This is a genomic window from Stutzerimonas sp. CXK-1 (assembly GCF_057738225.1).
The window spans coordinates 1,408,257-1,429,833 of record NZ_CM173217.1; the positions used below are offsets into that span (position 1 = coordinate 1,408,257).

Consider the following 21,577-nt stretch of genomic DNA (forward strand, 5'->3'; position numbering starts at 1 on the left):
GCAGCCGTCATGCGAATTTCCACCTTGCAAGCGTTCAACAATGGCGTCTCGGGGCTGCAGCGCAACTATGCCAATGTGACCCGTACGCAGGAGCAGATCAGTACCGGTAACCGCATCTTGACTCCGGCGGATGACCCTGTCGCATCGGTACGCCTGTTGCAGCTCGATCAGCAGCAGAGTGTGCTCGATCAGTACAACTCGAACCTGACCGCGGCGAAGAACAGCCTGACCCAGGAAGAGGTCACGCTCAATTCGGTCAATACCGTGTTGCAGCGGGTGCGTGAACTCGCCGTGCAGGCTGGCAACGGCGCGCTCGATCCGGAGGATCGCAAGTCGATTGCGTCCGAGTTGCGCGAGCGCGAGGACGAGCTGCTTTCCTTGATGAACACGCGCAATGCCCGCGGGGAATATCTGTTCTCCGGTTTCCAGGGCAAGACTCAGCCATTCGTGCGCACCGGCGATGGCAGCTATCGCTACGACGGTGACGAGGGGCAGCGCAAGCTGCAGATCGCCAGCTCGTTGAGTGTGCCCATCAGCGATAACGGGAAGTCGATATTCGAGAATGTAACCAATGCTGCCCGACTTTCGGCCACCAAGGCAGCGTCCTCGGCCCTCGACATTTCCGAACCGTTGGTTAGCGACGAGGTCGCATTCGCCGGCCGTGGTGATATCACTATCACCTTTGCCGCTAGTCCGAATGAGCGCAATTACACCGTGTCCGATGCGAATGGCCAGTCGTTGGGTTCGGGGACCTTGGAGGAAGCCCCTGAAGCGGAAAATAAGCTGGTAGTCGGTGGGGTTACTGTATTTGTTAGCGGGACGCCCACCGCGGGGGAAACCATTACGTTGACGGAGGACGGGGGTCCAAAGCAGGGGATTCTCGACACCATTGGTGCTTTGCGGCAAGCGCTAGAGGATCCCGGCACCGGCAATGGGGCTGTGCGCGACGCCGTTGGTGCGGCGCTGACCAACCTCGACCATGGCATGGTCAGTGTCGACGCGGCGCGCGGCAACATCGGCGCGCGCTTGAATGTGATCGAGTCGACGCTGACCGACAACGAAGATGTGGCGCTGGTCAACAAGGCGGTTCAGGCGGAACTGCGTGAACTCGACTACCCCGAGGCGCTGTCGCGCCTGTCGATGCAAAGCGTTGTGCTGCAGGCTGCCCAGCAGAGCTATGTGAAAATCAGTGGGCTGAGCCTGTTCAACGTGATGCGCTGAGGTATGAAGCGTTTCGCAAAAATGCCCGGGCAGGTTTGACACCCGACAAGCGCTGCCCGAAGCTGCGGCGGCTACGGAGCAGGATGTCCCGTAGCCTCATCGTTCAGCTCATAAGGACATGACTTCATGAAAATGACGCTTCTGCGTTCCATGCTTTTGGCAACCGCGCTGTGCGGTGTCTCCGCAATCAGTCACGCGGCCCCCAATCAGGCCGATGGCGCACCATCTGCTCCTAGCGCTGCCGCTGTGCAGGCAATGGTCAACCTGAACACGGCAGATGCCGAGACCCTTGGCCGCGAACTGACTGGCATTGGCGCGACCAAGGCCCAGGCTATCGTCGCTTATCGCCAAGCCCATGGCCCGTTCCAGTCAGTTGACGAGCTGCTCGAGGTCAAAGGCATCGGAGCGGCCACGCTGGAAAAAAACCGCAGCAAGCTCCAGCTGTGAAGGAAAGGCGGACCCGTTGGTCCGCCTTTCTCTCGAACCCTCGCTCTGTCGTCAGGTCCGAACTGAAGTCGTTTCGACATCAGGCGGGCCTGGTTATGCACATTTCGCCACACTCCGAACGATCCAGCGCAATGATTCTGAGGAATTCTGATAGGCATAGCTAACTGCTTGTTTTTAAAGCAGTTGATGTGTTGATTAAAAATGCGCCGTTCTGTTGTTGGGCCTTGGCAGTACTGACTTGCCGGCATCGATCCAGGCTATTTCCACAGAGTTGTCCACAGCTTCGGTGGATAACCGAATCCCACGGAGTTGCCGACATGAAAATGCCCCTGAAACTGCTGCCGTACCTGCCAGTAGCGCGCCGACTCCTGGCCGGTGGACGGCTGCCCGGCTTGCTTGTAGCTGTCGCTCGCAAGGGTGGCTCGCGCGGCGTGATGAGCAGGCTCAGGGAACAGCTGGCCTTGCTCAGGCAACTCTGCGTGGCATGGTGGAAAGGTGAATACCGGGCGGTCAGCGTCCAGGCAATGGTGTCGATCGTGGCAGCCTTGCTCTATTTCCTATCGCCGCTGGATGCGTTGCCCGACTGGATACCCGGCTTAGGCTTCATTGATGACGTTGCGGTGCTGAGCTGGGTGTTCCGAAAGTGGTCCGCCGAGCTGGCGGCGTTTCGCATCTGGCGTGACTCGATGTCTGCCTCAGAGCGGGCCGCGCTCGATCAGTTGCCTGCATCTGCGCAGGCTTCGTCCAAAGGCTGATGCGCTTGGCATTCGCAGGCTGAACCCCGTCCAGGCTTGGGGCGAATCCGTGACTCAGCGATGCGTATCCGGTTAACGCTGATAAGATCACGCCACAGCTTTGGTAAGGATGCGACGATGAATGTGCAGGTGATTACTCGCGATGGCGTACCGGAGTATGCGGTCATTCCTTGGGATGAATACCAGGCCTTGCTGGTCGCGGCAGGGCGCGAACCCGCCGCGGAGCAGGCAGCTGCTCCGGCACGGATGGAGCGCCCTTCGCTCTCGCGACTGGCTGAGCTGCGCGAGACAGCTGACCTGGACACCGATAGCCTGGCTCGTTCGATTGGCATCAGTCCGGCCTATATGACATTGATCGAGCGTGGAGAGCGCTTGCCCGATGCGGCCATTCGGCGAGCGCTTGCGCGCGTGTTGGGGGTCGATGGCTGGGAGGAGGACGATTGACCGGCAGATCCGTACGCATCAGTCGTACGCATTGGGAGGCCTTGCTGGCGGAGTTGGCCGACGCCCAGCGGCAGCGTCATCTGGTCACCTACCGTGCGTTGCTCGAGCGTCTGCAACTGCCGGCACCGGCCATGCAGACGCTGGCCGCAGCGCTGGAGCACCTGGCGATGTTGGATGCGAATGCCGAACGACCGCTACGCAGTGCTCTGGTGATCAGCCAGGGGGCTAGCCGTTTGCCGCGCCCGGGTTTCTTCGAATGCGTTGCACGCCTGGGGCGGTTCACTGGTGCGGTCGACGGTACCGCCGCGGCCAGTTGGCATGCTGGAGAGGTCGCCAGGGTGTTTGAATACGATTATTCAAGGACAGCTTGATGCTCAGGAAAATACAGGCCCGGACCGGTTATCTCGTGGCGCGCCGTCTGATGGCGTGGCGAGCAGCGGTCGAGCACGCAAAACTGTGGCGCTGGATGGAAGGGCAGTTTGCGCGCATGGCAGCCTTGGGCGACCGCGATGCGCAAAGCTTCTACGGGCATATGCTCTACTTCCGCGGCCGGGGTTTTGGTGCCAAGCAGGAAGGGGTGCGCTTGCTGCGCCAGGCGGCCCAGGCAGGCGATGCCAAGGCGGCCTACCAGATGGGGGTGATCAGCCTGGGCGAGTACGCCAGTCACGGCCCCGATGGGGTGGAGGCCGCTCGCTGGTGGAGCCAGGCGGTGGAGGGTGGGCATCCGCTTGCGGCGATTCGCCTGGAGCAGCTATATCGCGCCGGAGGGCACGGGCTACCAGCCGATCCGACCTTGGCTGATCGCTACAAGCTCGCTGCACAGAAAATGGGTGCCTGAGCTTCACTCGGAACGTCGATAACATGCAGGCTGAAGCCGGCTTGCTGCTTCGCGAGTCGTTTGGCTTCCGATGCGAGGCCGGCCAGTGCGCTAGCCTCCGTCTGCTCGGCGTGCTCACCCCGCAACCGTACCGCCCCGACAGACAGCGATAGCAGCGCGAAGCATTCGGCCTGGCCGTTGCGATTTTCGGCAACGAAGCAGCCTTCGGCCAAATGTTCGCTGCGATAGAAGCGTCGGCAGCGTGCTTCGAAGCGGTTGAACAGCTGGCGGACTCGCGTCTCCCAGTCGGTGAAGCCCAACACCAGCATGAAATCGTCCCCACCGATATGACCGAGGAAATCTCGCCTCGGATCCAGGCCGTCGCTCAGGCATTCAGCCAGACACAGCAGCAACTCATCGCCTTTTGCATAGCCGTAAAGGTCGTTGAACGGCTTGAAATTGTCGATATCCACATAGCAGATGACTGCATCCTGCCGTTGCTGCAGCAGGCGCGACAGGGCTTGGCGGATAGGGACATTGCCAGGCGGCAGGGTCAGCGGATTGGCGTGGCGGGCCTGTTGGATCTTCATCTCGGTGATCAGTTTGAGAACATCGATGACACGTCCGAGACCTAGATAGCCGCCGTCGACGGTGATCACGAAGTCCTCGTCGACGCGTTGACGGGCGCGACTCGTGAGAAGGCGGCTGACCTGATGCAGCGAACGGTTGACGTCCACGATGAGCAGGTCGTTGCTCATCAGCCGGCTGACTGGCTTGCGAGCCAGCAGATCGGTTGCGAACGGTTTGAGCAGGGCTTCCGAAATGAGGCTGCGATGGACGATGCCCACCGGACGTCCGGTGCCATCCAAGACCGCAATGCTGTTGAGGCTGGCCTGCTGGCGGAAGATGTCGAGCAGTTCGGCGATGGGGCGTTCTGCGCCGATGGCAGGCTGGCGAATCAGCAGAGCGGCCAATGTGGCACCATCGTCTTCGAGGGCGTCGGGGTGAGCGGATGGCAAGTGGGCCGGTTCGCGCAGTGGCTGCTCCTGAGGGCGGCCGAGCAGGTAGCCCTGCACGAGATCGATACCCATGTCGGCGAGCACCCGCAGCTCGTCTTCCAGCTCGATGCCTTCGGCGATCACTTTGCTTCGGGAGGCTTCGGCGATTTTCAGGATCGAGTCGACGAACTCTCGCTTGACCCGGTCCTGGTGAATGCCGTCGATGAAATAGCGGTCGATCTTCACGTAGTCAGGACGCAGTTCCGACCACATCCGCAGGCTCGAGTAACCTGCTCCCAGATCGTCCAGAGCGATCGAGAAGCCCATTGTGCGGTAATGACGCAGGGCCGCGTCGAGCAGCTCGAAGTCTTCGGTGGGCGATTGCTCGGTTAGCTCGATCACCACGCGCTCCGGCTCTATGCCGTACTGGCCAAGCAGCTCCAGTGTCCTGCCTGGCCTGTGGTTCGGGTCTAACAGCGTTTCCGGCGAGGCGTTGAGAAACAGCTTTCCGTGCAGGTCGTGAGCAGTGAAACGACGGCAGGCACTCTGCCGGCAGGTCATTTCCAGATCATGCAGGCGCCCGGCGTGACGCGCGGTAGCGAGAAGATTGATGGGCGAGTGCAGAGGGCTGTCGGAGGGGCCGCGGCTCAATGCTTCGTAGCCCAGAATGCGTTGGCTGGAAAGCGAGACGATCGGCTGGAACAGCGTCGTGATGGTGCCTTGTGTGAGGATGCGTTCCAGCGTGCCCAACTGCTCGGTGACGGTCATGGAAATCTCGAAGACAAAGAAAAGGGCCACCGTGGTGGCCCTCGTATTTCAAGCTTCGACTATTGCAGTTTCATGACGGTGCTGGCGTTGTGCCTTTATGTCGCGCCCCTTCAATGCTTGGCCATCGCCGAGGCGAGGCCGAGATAGTCGATGAGGATACGGCCGCTTTCTGCCAGATACGCGTCCTTTTCTGGCTCGACACGTTCCGTGTCGGCGTGCGCAGCCGCTTCTTCCTCATCGGTTTCCAGCTTGGCTAGCGGCGCCTCGCCCTTCGCCTGACGCAGGGCATTCTCCAGTGCAAGCTGGCGGCGTTCGACTTCGGCCTGCTGGGCACGCCGCTTCTGCTCGTTGAGGCTGACACTCGTCTCGTTCATCAGCTCCTGGGTCAGCGCCAGGCGGTCGCGGGTGAAGACGAAATCAGGGTCGGCCTGTGTACGGGCGTCATGCCGCGCCTTGAGTTCGGTAAGGAAGGGTTTGAACGGATTCATTTCAGGATTGATCGCGGCGCGAATGCTATCCCATGGCAGCGCTTCGGGTAGCGAGCTTTCGCCGATCTCCTTGGTGTCGACATCGGCCGGATAGCTGATGTCCGGAATCACGCCCTGATGCTGGGTGCTCTGCCCGGATACCCGGTAGAACTTGGCCAGCGTGAGCTTGAGCTCGCCGTGGTTGAGCGGTTGAATCGTCTGCACGGTGCCCTTGCCAAAAGTCTGGCCACCCAGGATCAATGCGCGGTGGTAATCCTGCATGGCGCCAGCGAAAATCTCCGACGCTGAAGCGGACAGGCGATTGACCAGTACCGCCATCGGCCCTTTGTAATAGGCGCCCTCACTGTCATCGGCGAGTACGTCCACGCGGCCGTCGGCGTTGCGTACCAGTACCGTCGGTCCCTTGTCGATAAACAGTCCGGTCAGCTCGGTGGCTTCCTGCAGCGAGCCGCCACCGTTGTTGCGCAGGTCGATGATGACGCCGTCGACCTTTTCCTTTTCCAGCTCGCTGAGCAGCTTCTTCACGTCGCGGGTGGTGCTTTTGTAGTTCTGGTCGCCAGCGCGCAAGGCCTTGAAGTCCAGATAGAACGCCGGAACCTCGATCACACCGAGTTTGAAAGCCTGCCCTTCGTGCTCGAGATTGAGCACCGATTTCTTTGCGGCTTGTTCCTCGAGCTTAACCGCTTCACGGGTGATGGCTACGATCTTGCTCGTCTGGTCGCTGGGCGCGTTGCTCGCCGGGATCACCTCCAGGCGCACCACCGAGCCCTTGGGTCCGCGGATCAGCTTGACCACTTCGTCCAGCCGCCAGCCGATGACGTCGACCATTTCCTCGTCACCTTGGGCGACGCCAACGATCTTGTCCGCCGGTGCCAGCTGCTTGCTCTTCTCGGCAGGGCCGGCCGGGACCAGGCGCACCACCTTCACATATTCGCTATCGCTCTGCAGTACCGCGCCGATGCCTTCCAGCGACAGGCTCATGTTGATGTCGAAATTCTCCGCATTGTCCGGCGACAGGTATTGCGTATGCGGGTCGTACGATTGCGCGAAGGCATTGATATAGGTCTGGAAGACGTCCTCGCTACGCGTCTGCGAGAGGCGCGCGAGCTGATTGCGGTAGCGCTTGGTCAGCAGCTCCTGGATGTCCTTAGGCTCCTTGCCGGCGATCTTCAGACGTAGAACCTCATCCTTGACGCGCTTGCGCCAGAGGTCGTCGAGTTCTTTCGTGTCCTTCGCCCATGCCGCTTTTTCTCGATCCACCAGCAGGCTTTCGTCCTGAGTGAAATCGAAGCTGTCGACCCCCTTGTCCAGCAGGCTCAGCGCATAGTCCAGACGGCTCTGCAGGCGTTCGAGATGGCGCTTGTAGATGGTAAAGCCCGGCTCGAGATTGCCGCTCTTGAGCAGGTCGTCGAAGCGATCGCGCCATTGGCGGAACTCGTTCAGATCGGAGGCCAGGAAATAGCTGCGCGACGGATCGAGCATCTCGATGTAGCTGTCGAAAATCTTCTCGGAACGTGCGTCGTTCAGCGGAGGCTTGTTGTAGTGGTGACGCTTGAGCAGCTCGACGATGTTCAGACTGGCGATCACCTGATCACGATCGGGTTGCAGGTAGTCCCACTGCTGGCTGGCGTCGCTCGGCTTGGCCAGCGCCGCGGCGGCCTGGAGGCTGAACAGCAGGGCGGAAAGGGTGCAGAGCAACGTGCGTTTCATGGTATGGGGGCGACGTGAGGCTGAGGAATAACGCATATTAGGCCATCTGAGAGTAAGGCGCCGTGACGCATCCGTCCGGCGGTAGAAGACCCGGGCCCGATGGTTACAGGTGGTGCAATCAGCCAGCAGTAGCGTTGGGGCGGGACGTGGCAAGACTCACTATGGAGGCAGCATGAAGGCATTGCAAGGTATCGAGGGTGAACTGGAGTGGGTGCAGCGGCCGGCCCCGGCATGTGCCGAGGGGCAGGTACGTATCCGGGTGGCGGCCTCCGGCCTCAATCGGGCCGATCTGCTGCAGCGCGCCGGGCACTACCCGCCGCCGGCCGGTGTTACCGATATCCTTGGCCTGGAATGCGCCGGTGTCGTCAGCGAGGTTGGTGCAGGAAGTCACTGGAAGATCGGCGATCGCGTATGCACGTTGCTGGCCGGTGGTGGCATGGCCGAGGAGGTGGTCGTCGACGCACGACACGTGCTGCCCGTACCGCAAGGGCTGTCGCTGCACGAGGCAGCCGTGATTCCGGAGGTCTACGCGACCGCCTGGCTTAACCTGTTCCGCCTTGGCGCGCTGCAGCCGGGAGAAAAGGTGCTGCTGCACGCCGGAGCCAGTGGCGTTGGTTCAGCGGCAATCCAACTGTGCAAGGCGCTTGGCAATCCCTGCTGGGTCAGCGTCGGGTCGGCCGAGCGGCTGGCCTACTGCGAGTCGCTGGGTGCCGAGGGTGGCGTGCTGCGTGGCGAGGACCTGGGGGCGCTGCGCGACTTTGCTCCCTTCGACATGATTCTCGACCCGGTCGGGGCCAAGTACGCGCAAATGAACCTGCAACTGCTGGGGATGGATGGTCGCTGGGTGATCATCGGGCTGATGGGCGGGCGCAAAGCCGAGCTGGACCTGGCTGGCTTGCTCGCCAAGCGCATCCAGCTGATCGGCTCCACGCTGCGCAGTCGCGATGCCGACTACAAGGCCGGCCTGCTCGCGGAAATGCACGAGCGCGTCTGGCCACTGTTCGCCAGTGGGCAGCTCTCTTCGCGCCTGGAACGCTCGTTTCCGATCAGCGATGCGCAGGGCGCTTTCGAAGCGCTGGCGAGCAACACCGTCTCGGGCAAGGTCGTGCTGGTGATCGACGAATCGCTGGAATGATCACAAGGCGCCGGCCCGCTCTGCCGGCGCCCATTTCGCTACGGCAGTTCGCTGCTGCGATAGAAAGCGGTGAGCACCTTGACCAGATGGGCCAGGTCCTGGCTGCCGGCCAGTTCCCGGATCGAATGCATGGCGAAGGTCGGCAGGCCGATATCCACCGTGCGGACTCCGAGCTGGCTGGCGGTGATCGGGCCGATGGTCGAGCCGCAGCCCAGATCGCTGCGGGTCACGAAGCTCTGAACCGGCACCTCGTTTTCCAGGCATAGATGGCGGAAGAACCCGGCCGTCTCGCTGTTGGTGGCGTAACGCTGGTTGTTGTTGACCTTGATGACCGGCCCCGCGTTGAGTTTCGGCCCGTGATTGCCGTCGTGCTTGTCGGCGTAGTTGGGGTGTACGGCGTGTGCGTTGTCGGCCGAGATGAGCAGCGAGCGACTGATGCAACGGCTGAAGGCATCCGGCTCCGGGACGATCCGGCGCAAGACCTGTTCGAGGAAGGGGCCGTCGGCGCCACAATGCGAGCTTGAGCCGACTTCTTCGTGGTCGGTGCAGACCAGTACGCAGCTCTGTTCCGGGCCGCTGGCCAGCAGGGCCTGCAGGCCGGCGAAGCAGGAGAGCAGGTTGTCCAGGCGCGCTCCCGTGATGAAGTCGTGGTTCAGGCCAATCACGGCGGCCGGCTGGGTGTCGTAGAAGCTCAGCTCGTAATCGAGGACCACATCGGCCACCAGGCCGTGCTCGCGGCCCAGTTGTTCGGCCAGCAGGGCGCGGAAGTCCGGTGTTTCCTGGCTATAGACCTGCGCCAGGATCGGCGGCAGCTCATTCTGCGGATTGATCGCCCAGCCCTGATTCGCTTCGCGATTGAGGTGGATCGCCAGGTTCGGGATCACGGCGATCGGCTGGCGGAAGTCGATCAGCTGACTCTCGATGCGTCCGTCACGGCTGTAGGTCACGCGACCGGCCAGCGAAAGGTCGCGATCGAACCAGGGCGCCAGCAGGGCGCCTCCATAGACTTCCACGCCGAGCTGCCAGAAGCCGTTGCGCTGCAGGTCGGGTTGAGGCTTGACCCGTAGACAGGGGCTGTCGGTGTGCGCACCGACCAGACGCAGGCCGCCTTCGAGCAGTGTGCGGCTGCCGATCTGGAAGGCCACCAGCGACGAGTCGTTGCGCGTGACGTAGTAGCGCCCGCCGGGTTCGAGCTGCCAGGCATCGCGTTCGTCGAGGCGCTGGTAGCCTGCCGCCTGCAGGCGGTTGGCGAGGCTCGCGGTGGCATGGAAGGGGGTAGGGGACGCCCGCAGGAATTCGATCAGGCCTTGGTTGAAGGTGTCGTGCATGGTGGACTCCGGACTGCAATGCGCCGGAGTCTACCGTATCGGCCTGGATCGGCCGAGGTGTGCGTTCAGAACGGTGCCGGGCTCTCGAAGCGCAGGCGCTCGCCGGTGTGCGGATGGCTCAGGCAGAGCAGACTGGCGTGCAGGCACAAGCGGTCATGGGCGAGGAGAGCCGCTTCGTGGGCATAGAGTCGGTCGCCGAGCAGCGGGTGGCCGATCGACAGCATGTGTACGCGCAGCTGGTGCGAACGTCCGGTGATCGGTGTCAGCTCGACGCGGCTGTAGTGGCCGCAGCGCTGGAGCACGCGCCAGAACGTCAGGGCATGCTTGCCCAGTTCGTGGTCGACCACATGTCGCGGCTTGGTCGGCGGGTCGTAGCGCAGTGGAAGGTCGATGCTGCCGCTGTCGGCGCTGGGCTCGCCCCAGCAAAGGGCGGTGTAGGCCTTCTCCGTCTCGCGATCATGGAACTGCCGGGACAGCTCGCGATGGCTGTCCGCGTCACGCGCCAGGACGATCAGGCCGGAGGTCTCCCAATCCAGGCGGTGCACGATGCGCGCCTCGGGGTAGCCGTTTTCCTGCAGGCGGGTGACCAGGCAATCGCGGTTGTCCTCGGCGCGACCAGGTACCGAGAGCAGCAGGGTGGGCTTGTTGATCACCAGCAGGGCGGCGTCCTGATGGATGATCTCGATATTGCTCAGCGGCATGGTATTTCCACAAACGAATACGGCGACCCGTGGGCCGCCGTTTTTTATTGCCGGTGTTCAGAGCCTGTCCACGATTTCGCGGGCTAGACACCTGCGGGGCAAAAACAGGCGAGGAAGCGGAGTCTACTAAAGTAAATGAGCATTCCGAGCCTGTTTCTAACGCAGCAGGGCCAGATCGCGGATGGGCTCTCAGCGATCGGGCAGGGTGATGTTCAGTTCTAGGATCGAGCAACTGCCCTGGTCTTCGAGCGCTACCTGTACCTGATCGCTGTCGATGTTCACGTACTTGCGAATCACCTCGACCAGCTCCTTCTGCAGGGCCGGCAGATAATCGGGCTGGGTGCGCTGGCCACGTTCATGAGCGACGATGATCTGCAGGCGCTCTTTCGCGATCGCGGCTGGCGTTTCCTTCTTCTTGCGTTCACGAAAGAAGTCGAAGAGGTTCATTCTCGGCCTCCGAACAGTCGTTGCAGAAAGCCCGGCTTCTTCATGTCGAGGAAACGGTGCGGGACTTCCTTGCCGAGCAGGCGGTCGACGGCATCGCTGTAGGCCTGGCCGGCATCGCTCTGATCGTCGAGGATGACCGGGATGCCCTGGTTGGAGGCCTTGAGCACGGCTTGGGATTCGGGGATCACGCCGAGCAGGCGGATCGACAGGATTTCCTCGACATCCTCGACACCGAGCATCTCGCCCTTGTGCACGCGCTCGGGGTTGTAGCGGGTCAACAGCAGGTGTTCGCGGATCGGCTCCTGGCCGTTTTCCGCACGGCGCGACTTGCTGGCCAGCAGGCCCAGCATGCGGTCGGAGTCGCGCACCGAGGAGACTTCCGGGTTGGTCACCACGATGGCTTCGTCGGCGAAGTACATGGCCAGGTGTGCACCTTTTTCGATGCCGGCCGGCGAATCGCAGATCACGTATTCGAAGTTCTGGCTCAGCTCGTCGATGACCTTGCCCACGCCTTCGAGCGTCAGCGCGTCCTTGTCGCGGGTCTGGCTGGCGGCCAGCACGTAGAGATTCTCCAGGCGCTTGTCCTTGATCAACGCCTGGCCGAGGGTCGCATCGCCATTGATGACATTGACGAAGTCGTACACCACGCGGCGCTCGCAGCCCATGATCAGGTCGAGGTTGCGCAGACCAACGTCGAAATCGACCACGACGGTCTTGTGGCCACGCAGAGCGAGGCCGGTACCGATGGCGGCACTGGTAGTGGTTTTACCAACGCCACCCTTGCCGGAAGTGACTACGAGGATCTTGGCCAAGGTGATTCACCCTAAATATGAATAGTCGGGCCCGCCTGCCGATCGGCGCGGGATAGCCCGGTTTTTGGTGCGGAAAATTCGCGGCAGTATCCGTTAAAGGCGGGTGATGTTCAACACGTCGCCAGCGAGCCCGATCTTCACGGCTTCGGCCCATAAAGGCTCGCGCCGCAGGTCTTCGGCGACCTTGTAATGGCCGGCGATCGAGACCAGTTCGGCGGCCAGTTGCTGGCAGAAGATCCGGGCGTTGGTGTCGCCCTTGATGCCGGCCAGGGCACGGCCGCGAAGCGGACCGTAGACATGGATGTTGCCATCGGCGAGAAGTTCCGCGCCGGGGCTGACCGGGGCAATCACGATCAGGTCGCCGCCCTGGGCATAGACCTGCTGGCCGCCACGGATGGGCGTGGTCACGACGCGGCTCGGGCGGTACTGGGGTTCGCTCGGCTTGGTGGGTGTCTTGCTGTCCAGGTCGAGCTTGCGCTCGCGTGCGCCGGACGGCGGCAGCACCGGAATGTCGAGCACACCCGCCGCCTGTATATAGGCGGCCTGACCGGTCCGCACCGCAAGGGTCAGCAGGCCGTGCTTGCGGCAGAGCGCAACGAGGGCCTGCAGATCCACCTCCAGGCCGCCCTCCGGCAGCTTGTCCAGGCCGAGTACCAGAGGCGTGTTGTTGAAGAAGTCCGGTGCCTGTTCGACCTTGGCGGCAAGCTGCTGGTCGAGATTGTCCAGGTCGTTGCGTACCAGTTCGAGTACGGTGATGGCGAGCATGCTGCCCTTGAGCTGGAAAACGGGGGCTTGGGTATCAGGTTCGGCTTGGCTCATGGTCTGCCTGCTGCGGTAAATGGCGAGGACTTATAACGGGGCGCGCCGCCGCCTGCAAGCCGCCGGCCGGCTGGCGGACGGAACGCCATGCGTCGCGGGTCGGCCTGCACGTGGTTTGCCGCTAGAATGCGCGGTTTGTTCAGTTCGAGTGTGGTTATGGATCGTCCCCGTTTTCGCGCCTATTTCCTGCACCCGCGGTTCTGGTTGCTCTGGCTCGGGCTTGGCCTGTTGTGGCTATTGGTGCAGTTGCCTTACGCGGCGTTGCTGCGCCTGGGGCGCGTGCTCGGAGCACTGATGTACCGAGTGGCCGGGGCCCGTCGCCGCATCGCCCGGCGCAACCTCGAGCTGTGCTTCCCGGCGCTGGATGAGGCCGCGCGTGAGCGCTTGCTCAAGGACAACTTCGCTTCCACCGGCATCGCCTTCTTCGAGATGGCCATGAGCTGGTGGTGGCCGCGCGCGCGTCTTCAGCGCCTGGCCCACATCGAGGGCCTCGAACACCTGCAGGCCGCCCAGGCCGAGGGACGCGGCGTCATCCTCATGGCGCTGCATTTCACCACGCTGGAGATCGGCGCGGCGCTGCTGGGCCAGCGGCATACCATCGACGGCATGTACCGCGAGCACAAGAATCCGCTGTTCGACTACATCCAGCGTCGCGGCCGTGAACGGCACAACCTCGATGCGTCGGCCATCGAACGCGAAGACGTGCGCGGCATGCTGAAGGTGCTGCGTGCCGGCCGTGCGATCTGGTATGCGCCGGACCAGGACTACGGCCGCAAGCAGAGCCTGTTCGTGCCGCTGTTCGGCATCCCCGCCGCGACGGTCACCGCCACGACCAAGTTCGCCAGGCTCGGCCGCGCGCTGGTGCTGCCCTTCACTCAGGAACGCCTGGCCGATGGCTCCGGCTATCGCCTGGTGATCCATCCGCCGCTCGCGGATTTTCCGGGCGAGAGCGAGGAGGCCGACTGCCTGCGCATCAATCGTTGGGTCGAGCAGGTGGTAAGCGCAACGCCCGAGCAATACCTCTGGGCGCACCGTCGGTTCAAGACGCGCCCGGAAGGCGAGGCGAGCCTCTACCGCCGGGCCTGAGGCGTCACTCGGCGACTTGCAGCTCGCGGGCGCGGCTGTAGACGTAGCGAATCTGCTCGTATTCGAACGGTGAGTTCAGCTGGCCATAGCGAAAGCTGGTGGTGTAGCGCATGTCGACCAGGCGCAGTGCGGTGATGCCGAACTCGCCGCCGCTGGCCTGCGCATAGCTGAGGTAGTCGACCTGCCGCTCGAGGGAGAAATCGACTGCCAGCCCGGCGGCATCGCGCAGGTTCGACGGGCCCAGCGCCGGCAGGATCAGATAGGGACCGCGCGGCAATCCCCAGTGACCGAGCGTCTGGCCGAAGTCCTCGGGTTGGCGGACCAGCCCCATGCGGCTGGCCGGATCCCAGAGACCGCCGACGCCGAGGATGGTATTGAACAGCAGCCGCGCCGTGGCGTTCATCGCCCGCTTGCCCTTGAGCTGCAGGAGGCTGTTGGCCAGCGTCGGCACCTCGCCGAGGTTGCTGAAGAAGTTGCTCACACCGGTGCGTACGAAGCGCGGCGTGACGTACTGGTAGCCGCGCACCACCGGCAGCATCACCCACTGATCGAGCCGGTAGTTGAAGTGGTACATACGCCGGTTGAAGGATTCGAACGGATCGTAGATCGCCAGCGCCTGGAAGGTGGCACGCTCGAATTCACGCTGATCCAGCCCCGGGTTGAAGCGCAGCTCACGCAGCGGGTGAGTGAAGCCGTCGTCGTCCACCGTGCGCGGTTCGGCGTGCAGGGCGCCACTCAGCAGGGCTGCCAGCAGCAGCGATAGATACCTAGCCACGAATGAACTCCAGCATGTCTTTGGCATTGACTCGGTAACTGAGGTTGCCGCAGTGGCCGCCGCGCGGATACAGCATCAGCCGGTCGCCAAAGGTGCGGCGCAGAAACCCGATGTCGCCGGGGCCGAGAATGAGATCGTCGGCGTTGTGCATCACGGCGATCTTGCGGCTGCTGCGCAGATAGTCCTCGAGTGCGTAGAGACTGACCTGATCGATCAGTTGCGGCAGGCCGCCCCCGTCATATTGAGCGCGCCACATGGGAATCAGCTGCTCGGTGATGTAGCAGTCGAAGTTGCACTGCATCGCGCGGCGGAAGAACGGCTCCAGGCTGGTGCCTTCGTTGATCGGATAGTCGGGCGGAGTGATCAGGCCGCGTCGATTGATCAGATCGGAGGTAAAGGTGATGTCGGCCGCTGAAAGGCGAAATACCGAGCCGATCAGCATTGCCATCTGCTCGTCGGTCATGCGCTGCGGCGACTGCTGGAGGTCGTAGAGTAGCGCATCGCTCAGGTCGATATAGCCCTTCTGATGGTAATAGCGGGTGAGCTTCTCGAAGATCATCTCGTAGAAGGTGGTGTTGTCGTCGACGCCCTTGACCCGGGTCTGGACCAGTTTGTCCAGGTTGCTGATCGAGGTATAGAGGTTGACCGGCGGGTTGATCAGCAGCACGCGCTTGAAATTGAAGCTCTGACGCGTTTCGTCGAGCTCGCTGACAAAGGCGGCGTTGAGCGCCCCGAGGCTATAGCCGACCAGGTAGAAGTCGGTCACCGGCAGGTCGTGCTGCTGGGCACGCACGGCCTGCATGACGCGATAGAGGTCCTTCGCATCGTCGCGGCTGAGCCCGGGCGTGGCGTAGCGCGAGGCCGCGGCCATGAAGTCATAGCTGGTCGGCGAGGAGAGCTGAACGACGTGGAAGCCGGCCCCGTAGAAGAGCCGCTTGAGCGCTTCGGTCTTGCTGGCCGAGTAGCGCGCGCCGGTTCCCGAGATCACGAAGATCAGCGGTGCCGGGCCGTCCTGGCGGGCCAGGCGGTAACCCAGGCGCTTGACCGGCCAGAAATTGTCCGGCAGGGAAAACTCGCGCTCCGGGCGCAGCCGCAGGCTGTAGTCACGCTGGTCGATGTCGTCGTCCAGCGGTACCGAGGCGCGCAGTTCGAGAGGGGTGCTGGCAATCGTTGCCTCGAACGGGTTGTCCAGCGGAAAGCCGTATTCTTCGGCGCTGATATCCGTCGCATGGGCTGGTAGCGCCAGCAAGGTCAGCAGGGGAATCAGGCGCAGCAGCTGCAGCATGGTCGGTCTCCGACACGGCTCTTCAAATGGGCGAACCGTGAAGCCCCTGGTTCGACGAACGGAAGCGAACGCGCGATGGCTGATGATGTAAGACCAGCGCAGCGGCACTTTGTTAGCACGGCAGCGAGCATGCCGCAGCCCGCCGCGGCAAACCAGCATGCCTCCGCTTGCGCGCGACGTCGCGCCCGCTATGCTGTGCCGCCTCGCCGAGTGGAGCCCCGTGATGCGCCGCGTACCTGCCTTGCTGCCCGTTTCCCTGCTGCTGTGCCTGTGGCTCGCGGCGCTCTACTGGGCGCGCTTCGCCCTGATGGAGGAAGCCACCTGGCTCGAGCGCTGTCTGGCCCAGCCTGAACAGCTCACCTGCCAGGCGCGCGCGGCGCTTGGGCTGATCGTCCATTGGCACCTGCTCGCCTGGTTGGCATTGGCCGGTGCGCTGGTCGCCAGCCTCATTCGCCGGCCGCTGGGCAGCTGGCTGGCGATGTTTTCGCTGTTCTGCGGTGTGGCCGCGCTGGTGCTCTACAGCGCGAGCCTGGCCGCCTTCGCGGTGGTACTGGCCGGCTTGCGACTGGTGCGGCGTCAGGCGGCCGCGGACGATTGTTGCGCCCCGGCGCGGTGATGATCCGCCGCCCGACGAATGCCGCGCCACAGCGCCACGACCAGCAGCGCGGCAGTCCCTGCCCAGGCCAGCGCCTGCTGGTTGTCCAGCCCTTCCTGCAACAGTTGCGGTGCGATGCCGGCGGCGATCAGGGCGGCCAGCAGGCTTAGCTCGCGGCGCGCGGCGACGGCTGGGCGCAGGGTGTAGACCAGTCCCGGCAGCAGCAGCGCGGTACTCGGGAAGCTCCGGTAGCGGGCGTCGAACACCAGCGCCAGCATGGTCACCGCGCCAGCGAAACCTGCGGCCAGAAGCAGCCAGCCGGCGCGTGCCTCGATCCAGGCGAAGGCATGCCCGCGCCAGCCCCGTCGGCTGCCGGCAGCGAGCGCGGCGTGCAGCAGCACCAGCAGATTCAGGACGATCAATGCGCCAGCCCAGGCCGCCTCGCCAAGCGTGCGGCTGGTTACCAGCGCCAGTTCGGCGAATGCCATCGCCAGGGAGGCGCCAAGTGCCGCGAGGATGGGCAGGCTGACGGCTGCACGGCGGTCGCCCGGAATGCCGGCCGCCAGCAGGGCGAGCAGCCAGAGCGCAGCCGCGCCGGCTAGCCACAGCGGCCAGTGCGGCAGGTTGCTGACCGGCCCGACGAGGATGTGCTTGTCCTGTCGGTCAGCGTCGTAGAGCCCCCAAAAGCCGCCGACGGCCCCTTCGCTGATGCGCTTCCATGGCTGGTCGAAGGCCTCGATCAGGTTGTATCGCCAGCCATTGGCTTCGGCCAGCTGCACGAAGCCGCGAACGAACAGCGCCTGGTTGATGCGGCTTGGCACGGCGGTCTCGCGCTGGCGACCTTCGCTCGGCCAGCCGGTCTCGCCGATGAGAATATCCTTTGGTGCGAAGGCATTGCCGAACGTCCGGCGAACCTCGGCGACCTGTCGCAGTGCGTCCTCGATGCCGGTCGGTTCATCTTCCCAATAGGGCAGCAGGTGGATGGTCAGGAAATCCACCGCCGGCGCCACCTCAGGGTGACGCAGCCAGAACTCCCAGACGTCGGCGTAGGTGACCGGGACCGCAACGGCGGCCTTGACCTCTTCGATCAGCGCGACCAGCTGGCCGGCGGTAACTTCCTTGCGCAGCAGTGCCTCGTTGCCGACGATCACAGCATCCACCAGGTCGGCGTTGGCCTGCGTGGTGCGTATCAGTTGCTCGATCTCGCGGCGCGTGGCCTGTGGGTCACGGCTCACCCAGGCGCCCAGCAGCAGCCGCAGCCCGTGCTTGCGAGCCAGTTCGGGCACTGCCTCGAGCCCCTCCATCGAATAGGTTCGCACGCAGCTGAAGCGTTCGGCGAGCAGCGCCAGATCGGCGTCGATGCGCTCCGGGCGCAGCCGCAAGGGCTGGTCGAAGGGGGACTGATCCTTATCGAACGGACTGTAGGACGCGCACTGCAGCTTGCCGGCCCGGGTCAGATCCGGCAGCGGTACGGCTCGGCCCTGCTGGTACCAGAACAGCGCCATGGCGGACAGCGCCAGGACACTGGCAAGCAACAACGGCAGGAGTGGGCGACGGGCGGAAGCGTGCATTGCGAAGGCTCGTTGAGCGGGGCGCGCATCTTAGCCGAGCCTCAAACGGGCAGACAGGGGAGGGCGTTATCTCGATGGCGCCAGCGAGGCGCTTGAGTCCGTGACCCATGTCACGCCGTGGTTATCGGGCTGCATCTGCCATGCCGGTGCCGATGTATGGCCCGCTTCGTCACTTTTTCATGCACAGGATTCATGTTCGTGCGCCATGACAAAAGTCATGCCTGCTGGCACGGAAGGCCCGCGCACCGCGGCTTACAAGATATTTCAGGATGTTGGAGCGGCTCTGAAACGGCCGTTTCAGCGATATGCAGCCAGACTAAAGTCGGGTGGAAATCGCCTTTGCCGACCGTAAATTAGCCGCCTGGTCGCCATCGGGCGGCCTGTGATCGTGTGGAGACAATCCAATGAACAATGAAAATGTTTACCGGCAGATCCATGCCGACCCACGCTTCCAAGAGCTGGTTGCCAAGCGCGGCCGCTTCGCCTGGACGCTGGCCGTCATCATGCTCGCGTCGTACTTCGCCTTCATCCTGGTGATCGCTTTCGATCCCAAGCTGCTCGGCTCCCCCCTGAGCGCCGGTTCCGTGACCACCTGGGGCATCCCGGCCGGTCTGGGGCTGATCTTCCTGTCATTCGCGCTCACCGGCGTCTACGTACAGCGCGCCAACGGTGAGTTCGACCGCATGACTCAGGAAATCCTGAAAGAGGCCCAGAAATAAGATGATTGCCCGTTTTCTGATCGCTGCCGCGCTGCTGGCAGCTTCTCCGGCGCTGTTTGCCGATGCCCTGACTGGCGACGTCCAGAAGCAGGCAACCAACTGGACCGCTATCAGCATGTTCGTGGTGTTCATCATCTTCACGATGGGCATCACTAAGTGGGCGGCCAAGCGCAACACCTCCACCTCCGATTACTACACCGCCGGCGGCAGCATCACCGGCTTCCAGAACGGCCTGGCGATCGCTGGCGACTTCATGTCGGCTGCATCCTTCCTCGGTATTTCCGCACTGGTGTTCACCAGCGGCTATGACGGCCTGATCTATTCGATCGGCTTCCTGGTCGGCTGGCCGGTGATCCTGTTCCTGATGGCCGAGCGCCTGCGCAACCTGGGCAAGTTCACCTTCTCCGACGTCGCGTCCTATCGCCTCGGCCAGACGCCGATCCGCGTGCTCTCGGCGTTCGGTTCGCTGATCGTCGTGGCCTTCTATCTGATCGCCCAGATGGTGGGTGCCGGCAAGCTGATCCAGCTGCTGTTCGGCCTCGATTACCTGGTCGCCGTGGTGATGGTCGGCGTGCTGATGGTCATGTACGTGATGTTCGGCGGCATGCTGGCGACCACCTGGGTACAGATCATCAAGGCCGTGCTGCTGCTCTCGGGCGCAACCTTCATGGCGGTGATGGTGATGTACAACGTCGGCTTCGACTTCAGCCGTCTGTTTGCCGAGGCCGTCGCGCTGCACCCGAACAAGCAGGCGATCATGAGCCCCGGCGGTCTGGTTTCCGACCCGATCTCGGCAATCTCCCTGGGCCTGGCGCTGATGTTCGGCACCGCTGGTCTGCCGCACATCCTGATGCGCTTCTTCACCGTGGGTGACGCCAAGGAAGCCCGCAAGAGCGTGTTCTACGCCACCGGCTTCATCGGCTACTTCTACATCCTGACCTTCATCATCGGCTTCGGCGCGATCCTGCTGGTGATGACCAATCCGGAGTTCAAGGACGCCACCGGCGCCATCGTCGGCGGCAGCAACATGGTCGCAATCCACCTGGCCAAGGCCGTGGGCGGCAACTTCTTCCTCGGCTTCATTTCCGCCGTGGCCTTTGCCACCATCCTGGCCGTGGTTGCCGGGCTGGCGCTGGCCGGCGCTTCGGCGGTTGCGCACGACCTCTATGCCTGCGTGATCAAGAAGGGCAAGGCGCGCGAGGAAGACGAGATGAAGGTCACCAAGCGCACCACCCTGGCGCTGGGTGTGGTCGCCATCCTGCTCGGCATCGCCTTCGAGAAGCAGAACATCGCCTTCATGGTGGGCCTGGCGTTCTCCGTGGCAGCCAGCTGCAACTTCCCGATCCTGTTCCTTTCCATGTACTGGAAGAACCTGACCACCCGCGGCGCCCTGCTCGGCGGCGCGATGGGTCTGATCACCGCGCTGCTGCTGACCATCCTCAGCCCGACCGTATGGGTCGACGTACTGCACTTCGAGCAGGCGATCTTCCCGTACAAGTACCCGGCGCTGTTCGCGATGATCGCGTCGTTCGCGGGCCTGTGGTTCTTCTCGGTTACCGACAAGTCCAAGGCGGCAGAGGAAGAGCGTGCTCGCTTCTTCCCGCAGTTCGTGCGTTCGCAGACCGGTCTGGGCGCGACGGGTGCAGTTGCACACTGACCGCAGCGGTAATGAAAAAGGCAGCCTTCGGGCTGCCTTTTTTCGTTCTGCGGCAGGGGTGACGGCACGGTTTGCCAGGGGCATTCATCGCCCTGATGGTCGACGGCCGCCCACTGCACTTTCGCTAGACTCCGGCCCACCGCGAGCAAACAACAAGAAGGCAGCGAACGATGCAGAACCGCATGATGATTACGGGCGCAGGCTCGGGACTGGGACGCGAGATCGCCCTGCGCTGGGCGCGTGAAGGCTGGCGCCTGGCACTCTCGGACGTCAACGAGGCAGGACTTGCCGAGACCCTGGCAATGGTGCGCGATGCCGGTGGGGACGGCTTTACCCAGCGCTGCGACGTGCGTGATTACAGCCAGCTCATCGCCCTGGCCCAGGCCTGCGAGGAAAAGCTCGGCGGCATCGATGTAGTGGTCAACAACGCCGGCGTTGCCTCGGGCGGGTTCTTCGAGGAGCTATCGCTCGAAGACTGGGAGTGGCAGATCGCGATCAACCTGATGGGTGTGGTCAAGGGCTGCAAGGCCTTTCTGCCGCTGCTGCAGCGCAGCAAGGGGCGCCTGATCAACATCGCTTCGATGGCCGCGCTGATGCAGGCTCCGGCAATGAGCAACTACAACGTCGCCAAGGCCGGTGTGGTCGCGCTCTCCGAAAGTCTGCTGGTCGAGCTGCGGCAGCAGGAGGTGGCGGTGCATGTGGTATGCCCGTCGTTCTTCCAGACCAACCTGCTCGACTCGTTCCGCGGCCCGACGCCGAACATGAAGGAACAGGTGGCCAAGCTGCTGGCCGGCTCGCCGATCACCGCGGCCGACATCGCCGAGTACATCTACCAGGAGATCGCCAAGGGAACCTTCATGATTCTGCCGCACGAAGAAGGACGCATGGCCTGGAAGCTCAAGCAGCAGAACCCGCAGGCCATCTACGAGGAAATGGCGCTGCTGGCCGAGAAGAAGCGCAGCAAGGGAAAAACCTGATCGAGCGGTCGGGAATGCTTGC

The 21,577-nt window shown here is 63.3% G+C and carries 22 protein-coding genes; 12 read left to right on the forward strand and 10 right to left on the reverse strand.

Going from position 1 to position 21,577, the window contains the following annotated elements; translation table 11 throughout:
• The first annotated feature begins 9 nt into the window (after window positions 1–9).
• The 6 genes from flgL (at window position 10) to AC0KXH_RS06715 (ending at window position 3,705) form a co-directional block, all read left to right on the forward strand.
• Window positions 10–1,221, forward strand: a complete 1,212-nt coding sequence (gene flgL / locus AC0KXH_RS06690) for a flagellar hook-associated protein FlgL (protein WP_278469369.1) — start codon at window positions 10–12, stop codon at window positions 1,219–1,221.
• 150 nt (window positions 1,222–1,371) lie between these two features.
• Window positions 1,372–1,668, forward strand: a complete 297-nt coding sequence (locus AC0KXH_RS06695) for a ComEA family DNA-binding protein (protein ID WP_234292983.1) — start codon at window positions 1,372–1,374, stop codon at window positions 1,666–1,668.
• Window positions 1,669–1,985: 317 nt separating this feature from the next.
• A complete protein-coding gene (locus AC0KXH_RS06700) occupies window positions 1,986–2,423 on the forward strand; it encodes a YkvA family protein (protein ID WP_488224386.1) in 438 nt (145 codons plus the stop codon).
• 117 nt (window positions 2,424–2,540) lie between these two features.
• On the forward strand, window positions 2,541–2,867 hold the full coding sequence (locus tag AC0KXH_RS06705) for a helix-turn-helix domain-containing protein (protein ID WP_041106235.1): 327 nt from the start codon (window positions 2,541–2,543) through the stop codon (window positions 2,865–2,867).
• On the forward strand, window positions 2,864–3,238 hold the full coding sequence (locus AC0KXH_RS06710; protein WP_041106233.1) for a hypothetical protein: 375 nt from the start codon (window positions 2,864–2,866) through the stop codon (window positions 3,236–3,238). The genes AC0KXH_RS06705 and AC0KXH_RS06710 overlap by 4 nt, the downstream gene beginning before the upstream one ends.
• Window positions 3,238–3,705, forward strand: a complete 468-nt coding sequence (locus AC0KXH_RS06715) for an SEL1-like repeat protein (RefSeq protein WP_041106231.1) — start codon at window positions 3,238–3,240, stop codon at window positions 3,703–3,705. Before AC0KXH_RS06710 ends, AC0KXH_RS06715 begins: the two co-directional genes overlap by 1 nt.
• On the opposite strand, the gene AC0KXH_RS06720 is transcribed toward AC0KXH_RS06715, so the two are convergent.
• The gene (locus AC0KXH_RS06720) at window positions 3,672–5,450 is read right to left on the reverse strand and encodes an EAL domain-containing protein (RefSeq protein WP_488224387.1); all 1,779 of its coding nucleotides are present in this window, start codon (window positions 5,448–5,450) and stop codon (window positions 3,672–3,674) included. The two genes, AC0KXH_RS06715 and AC0KXH_RS06720, sit on opposite strands and share 34 nt — an antisense overlap.
• A gap of 110 nt (window positions 5,451–5,560) precedes the next feature.
• On the reverse strand, window positions 5,561–7,648 hold the full coding sequence (locus tag AC0KXH_RS06725; RefSeq protein ID WP_041106229.1) for a carboxy terminal-processing peptidase: 2,088 nt from the start codon (window positions 7,646–7,648) through the stop codon (window positions 5,561–5,563).
• Window positions 7,649–7,820: 172 nt separating this feature from the next.
• Between AC0KXH_RS06725 and AC0KXH_RS06730 the strand changes: the two genes are divergently transcribed.
• Complete coding sequence (locus AC0KXH_RS06730; RefSeq protein WP_213150921.1) at window positions 7,821–8,783, forward strand: NAD(P)H-quinone oxidoreductase; 963 nt, start codon at window positions 7,821–7,823, stop codon at window positions 8,781–8,783.
• A gap of 38 nt (window positions 8,784–8,821) precedes the next feature.
• Here the strand turns inward: AC0KXH_RS06730 and AC0KXH_RS06735 are convergent, their stop codons facing one another.
• From AC0KXH_RS06735 to minC, 5 genes are all read right to left on the reverse strand, one after another.
• Entirely contained in the window at window positions 8,822–10,111 is a 1,290-nt protein-coding gene (locus AC0KXH_RS06735; RefSeq protein WP_061338512.1) for a M18 family aminopeptidase, read from the reverse strand.
• A gap of 65 nt (window positions 10,112–10,176) precedes the next feature.
• Window positions 10,177–10,812 (reverse strand): RluA family pseudouridine synthase, encoded by a 636-nt coding sequence (locus AC0KXH_RS06740; RefSeq protein ID WP_200628239.1) that lies wholly within the window; start codon window positions 10,810–10,812, stop codon window positions 10,177–10,179.
• 189 nt (window positions 10,813–11,001) lie between these two features.
• The gene (minE, locus tag AC0KXH_RS06745) at window positions 11,002–11,259 is read right to left on the reverse strand and encodes a cell division topological specificity factor MinE (RefSeq protein ID WP_041106222.1); all 258 of its coding nucleotides are present in this window, start codon (window positions 11,257–11,259) and stop codon (window positions 11,002–11,004) included.
• Window positions 11,256–12,071, reverse strand: coding sequence for a septum site-determining protein MinD (gene minD, locus AC0KXH_RS06750; protein ID WP_041106220.1), 816 nt, complete (start codon window positions 12,069–12,071; stop codon window positions 11,256–11,258). The genes minE and minD overlap by 4 nt, the downstream gene beginning before the upstream one ends.
• A 93-nt stretch (window positions 12,072–12,164) precedes the next feature.
• A complete protein-coding gene (gene minC / locus AC0KXH_RS06755; RefSeq protein ID WP_043219281.1) occupies window positions 12,165–12,890 on the reverse strand; it encodes a septum site-determining protein MinC in 726 nt (241 codons plus the stop codon).
• A gap of 156 nt (window positions 12,891–13,046) precedes the next feature.
• Between minC and AC0KXH_RS06760 the strand changes: the two genes are divergently transcribed.
• Window positions 13,047–13,976: a lipid A biosynthesis lauroyl acyltransferase gene (locus AC0KXH_RS06760; protein ID WP_237145432.1), complete on the forward strand. Its 930-nt coding sequence runs from the start codon at window positions 13,047–13,049 to the stop codon at window positions 13,974–13,976.
• A 4-nt stretch (window positions 13,977–13,980) separates the two neighbouring features.
• Here the strand turns inward: AC0KXH_RS06760 and AC0KXH_RS06765 are convergent, their stop codons facing one another.
• Both AC0KXH_RS06765 and AC0KXH_RS06770 read right to left on the reverse strand, forming a co-directional pair.
• Window positions 13,981–14,751 carry an MlaA family lipoprotein gene (locus tag AC0KXH_RS06765; RefSeq protein WP_234292952.1) on the reverse strand — a complete coding sequence of 257 codons (771 nt, stop codon included), beginning with the start codon at window positions 14,749–14,751 and terminating at the stop codon, window positions 13,981–13,983.
• Window positions 14,744–16,036: an alpha/beta fold hydrolase family protein gene (locus tag AC0KXH_RS06770; RefSeq protein WP_043219289.1), complete on the reverse strand. Its 1,293-nt coding sequence runs from the start codon at window positions 16,034–16,036 to the stop codon at window positions 14,744–14,746. The genes AC0KXH_RS06765 and AC0KXH_RS06770 overlap by 8 nt, the downstream gene beginning before the upstream one ends.
• A 223-nt stretch (window positions 16,037–16,259) precedes the next feature.
• On the opposite strand from AC0KXH_RS06770, the gene AC0KXH_RS06775 reads away from it, so the two are divergent.
• Window positions 16,260–16,652 (forward strand): hypothetical protein, encoded by a 393-nt coding sequence (locus AC0KXH_RS06775; RefSeq protein ID WP_488224388.1) that lies wholly within the window; start codon window positions 16,260–16,262, stop codon window positions 16,650–16,652.
• Here the strand turns inward: AC0KXH_RS06775 and AC0KXH_RS06780 are convergent.
• Window positions 16,613–18,202, reverse strand: a complete 1,590-nt coding sequence (locus AC0KXH_RS06780) for a glycoside hydrolase family 17 protein (protein WP_488224389.1) — start codon at window positions 18,200–18,202, stop codon at window positions 16,613–16,615. The genes AC0KXH_RS06775 and AC0KXH_RS06780 overlap by 40 nt on opposite strands.
• A gap of 404 nt (window positions 18,203–18,606) precedes the next feature.
• Between AC0KXH_RS06780 and AC0KXH_RS06785 the strand changes: the two genes are divergently transcribed.
• The 3 genes from AC0KXH_RS06785 (at window position 18,607) to AC0KXH_RS06795 (ending at window position 21,555) form a co-directional block, all read left to right on the forward strand.
• The gene (locus AC0KXH_RS06785) at window positions 18,607–18,921 is read left to right on the forward strand and encodes a DUF485 domain-containing protein (RefSeq protein WP_041106209.1); all 315 of its coding nucleotides are present in this window, start codon (window positions 18,607–18,609) and stop codon (window positions 18,919–18,921) included.
• A gap of 1 nt (window position 18,922) precedes the next feature.
• Window positions 18,923–20,578 (forward strand): cation acetate symporter, encoded by a 1,656-nt coding sequence (locus tag AC0KXH_RS06790; RefSeq protein WP_041106208.1) that lies wholly within the window; start codon window positions 18,923–18,925, stop codon window positions 20,576–20,578.
• Between the two features lie 170 nt (window positions 20,579–20,748).
• Entirely contained in the window at window positions 20,749–21,555 is an 807-nt protein-coding gene (locus AC0KXH_RS06795) for an SDR family oxidoreductase (RefSeq protein ID WP_041106206.1), read from the forward strand.
• Window positions 21,556–21,577: the final 22 nt, after the last annotated feature.

What these genes read in the sequence shown, in the direction of transcription:
- AC0KXH_RS06740 (WP_200628239.1), bottom strand. Translation starts at nt 10,812, where the DNA reads ATGCCGCTGAGCAATATCGAGATCATCCATCAGGACGCCGCCCTGCTG.
- AC0KXH_RS06725 (WP_041106229.1), bottom strand. Translation starts at nt 7,648, where the DNA reads ATGAAACGCACGTTGCTCTGCACCCTTTCCGCCCTGCTGTTCAGCCTC.
- minC (WP_043219281.1), bottom strand. Translation starts at nt 12,890, where the DNA reads ATGAGCCAAGCCGAACCTGATACCCAAGCCCCCGTTTTCCAGCTCAAG.
- minE (WP_041106222.1), bottom strand. Translation starts at nt 11,259, where the DNA reads ATGAACCTCTTCGACTTCTTTCGTGAACGCAAGAAGAAGGAAACGCCA.
- AC0KXH_RS06705 (WP_041106235.1), top strand. Translation starts at nt 2,541, where the DNA reads ATGAATGTGCAGGTGATTACTCGCGATGGCGTACCGGAGTATGCGGTC.
- AC0KXH_RS06785 (WP_041106209.1), top strand. Translation starts at nt 18,607, where the DNA reads ATGAACAATGAAAATGTTTACCGGCAGATCCATGCCGACCCACGCTTC.
- AC0KXH_RS06760 (WP_237145432.1), top strand. Translation starts at nt 13,047, where the DNA reads ATGGATCGTCCCCGTTTTCGCGCCTATTTCCTGCACCCGCGGTTCTGG.
- AC0KXH_RS06770 (WP_043219289.1), bottom strand. Translation starts at nt 16,036, where the DNA reads ATGCTGCAGCTGCTGCGCCTGATTCCCCTGCTGACCTTGCTGGCGCTA.
- AC0KXH_RS06780 (WP_488224389.1), bottom strand. Translation starts at nt 18,202, where the DNA reads ATGCACGCTTCCGCCCGTCGCCCACTCCTGCCGTTGTTGCTTGCCAGT.
- AC0KXH_RS06715 (WP_041106231.1), top strand. Translation starts at nt 3,238, where the DNA reads ATGCTCAGGAAAATACAGGCCCGGACCGGTTATCTCGTGGCGCGCCGT.
- flgL (WP_278469369.1), top strand. Translation starts at nt 10, where the DNA reads ATGCGAATTTCCACCTTGCAAGCGTTCAACAATGGCGTCTCGGGGCTG.
- AC0KXH_RS06775 (WP_488224388.1), top strand. Translation starts at nt 16,260, where the DNA reads ATGCGCCGCGTACCTGCCTTGCTGCCCGTTTCCCTGCTGCTGTGCCTG.
- AC0KXH_RS06700 (WP_488224386.1), top strand. Translation starts at nt 1,986, where the DNA reads ATGAAAATGCCCCTGAAACTGCTGCCGTACCTGCCAGTAGCGCGCCGA.
- AC0KXH_RS06790 (WP_041106208.1), top strand. Translation starts at nt 18,923, where the DNA reads ATGATTGCCCGTTTTCTGATCGCTGCCGCGCTGCTGGCAGCTTCTCCG.
- AC0KXH_RS06735 (WP_061338512.1), bottom strand. Translation starts at nt 10,111, where the DNA reads ATGCACGACACCTTCAACCAAGGCCTGATCGAATTCCTGCGGGCGTCC.
- AC0KXH_RS06695 (WP_234292983.1), top strand. Translation starts at nt 1,372, where the DNA reads ATGCTTTTGGCAACCGCGCTGTGCGGTGTCTCCGCAATCAGTCACGCG.
- AC0KXH_RS06730 (WP_213150921.1), top strand. Translation starts at nt 7,821, where the DNA reads ATGAAGGCATTGCAAGGTATCGAGGGTGAACTGGAGTGGGTGCAGCGG.
- AC0KXH_RS06720 (WP_488224387.1), bottom strand. Translation starts at nt 5,450, where the DNA reads ATGACCGTCACCGAGCAGTTGGGCACGCTGGAACGCATCCTCACACAA.
- AC0KXH_RS06795 (WP_041106206.1), top strand. Translation starts at nt 20,749, where the DNA reads ATGCAGAACCGCATGATGATTACGGGCGCAGGCTCGGGACTGGGACGC.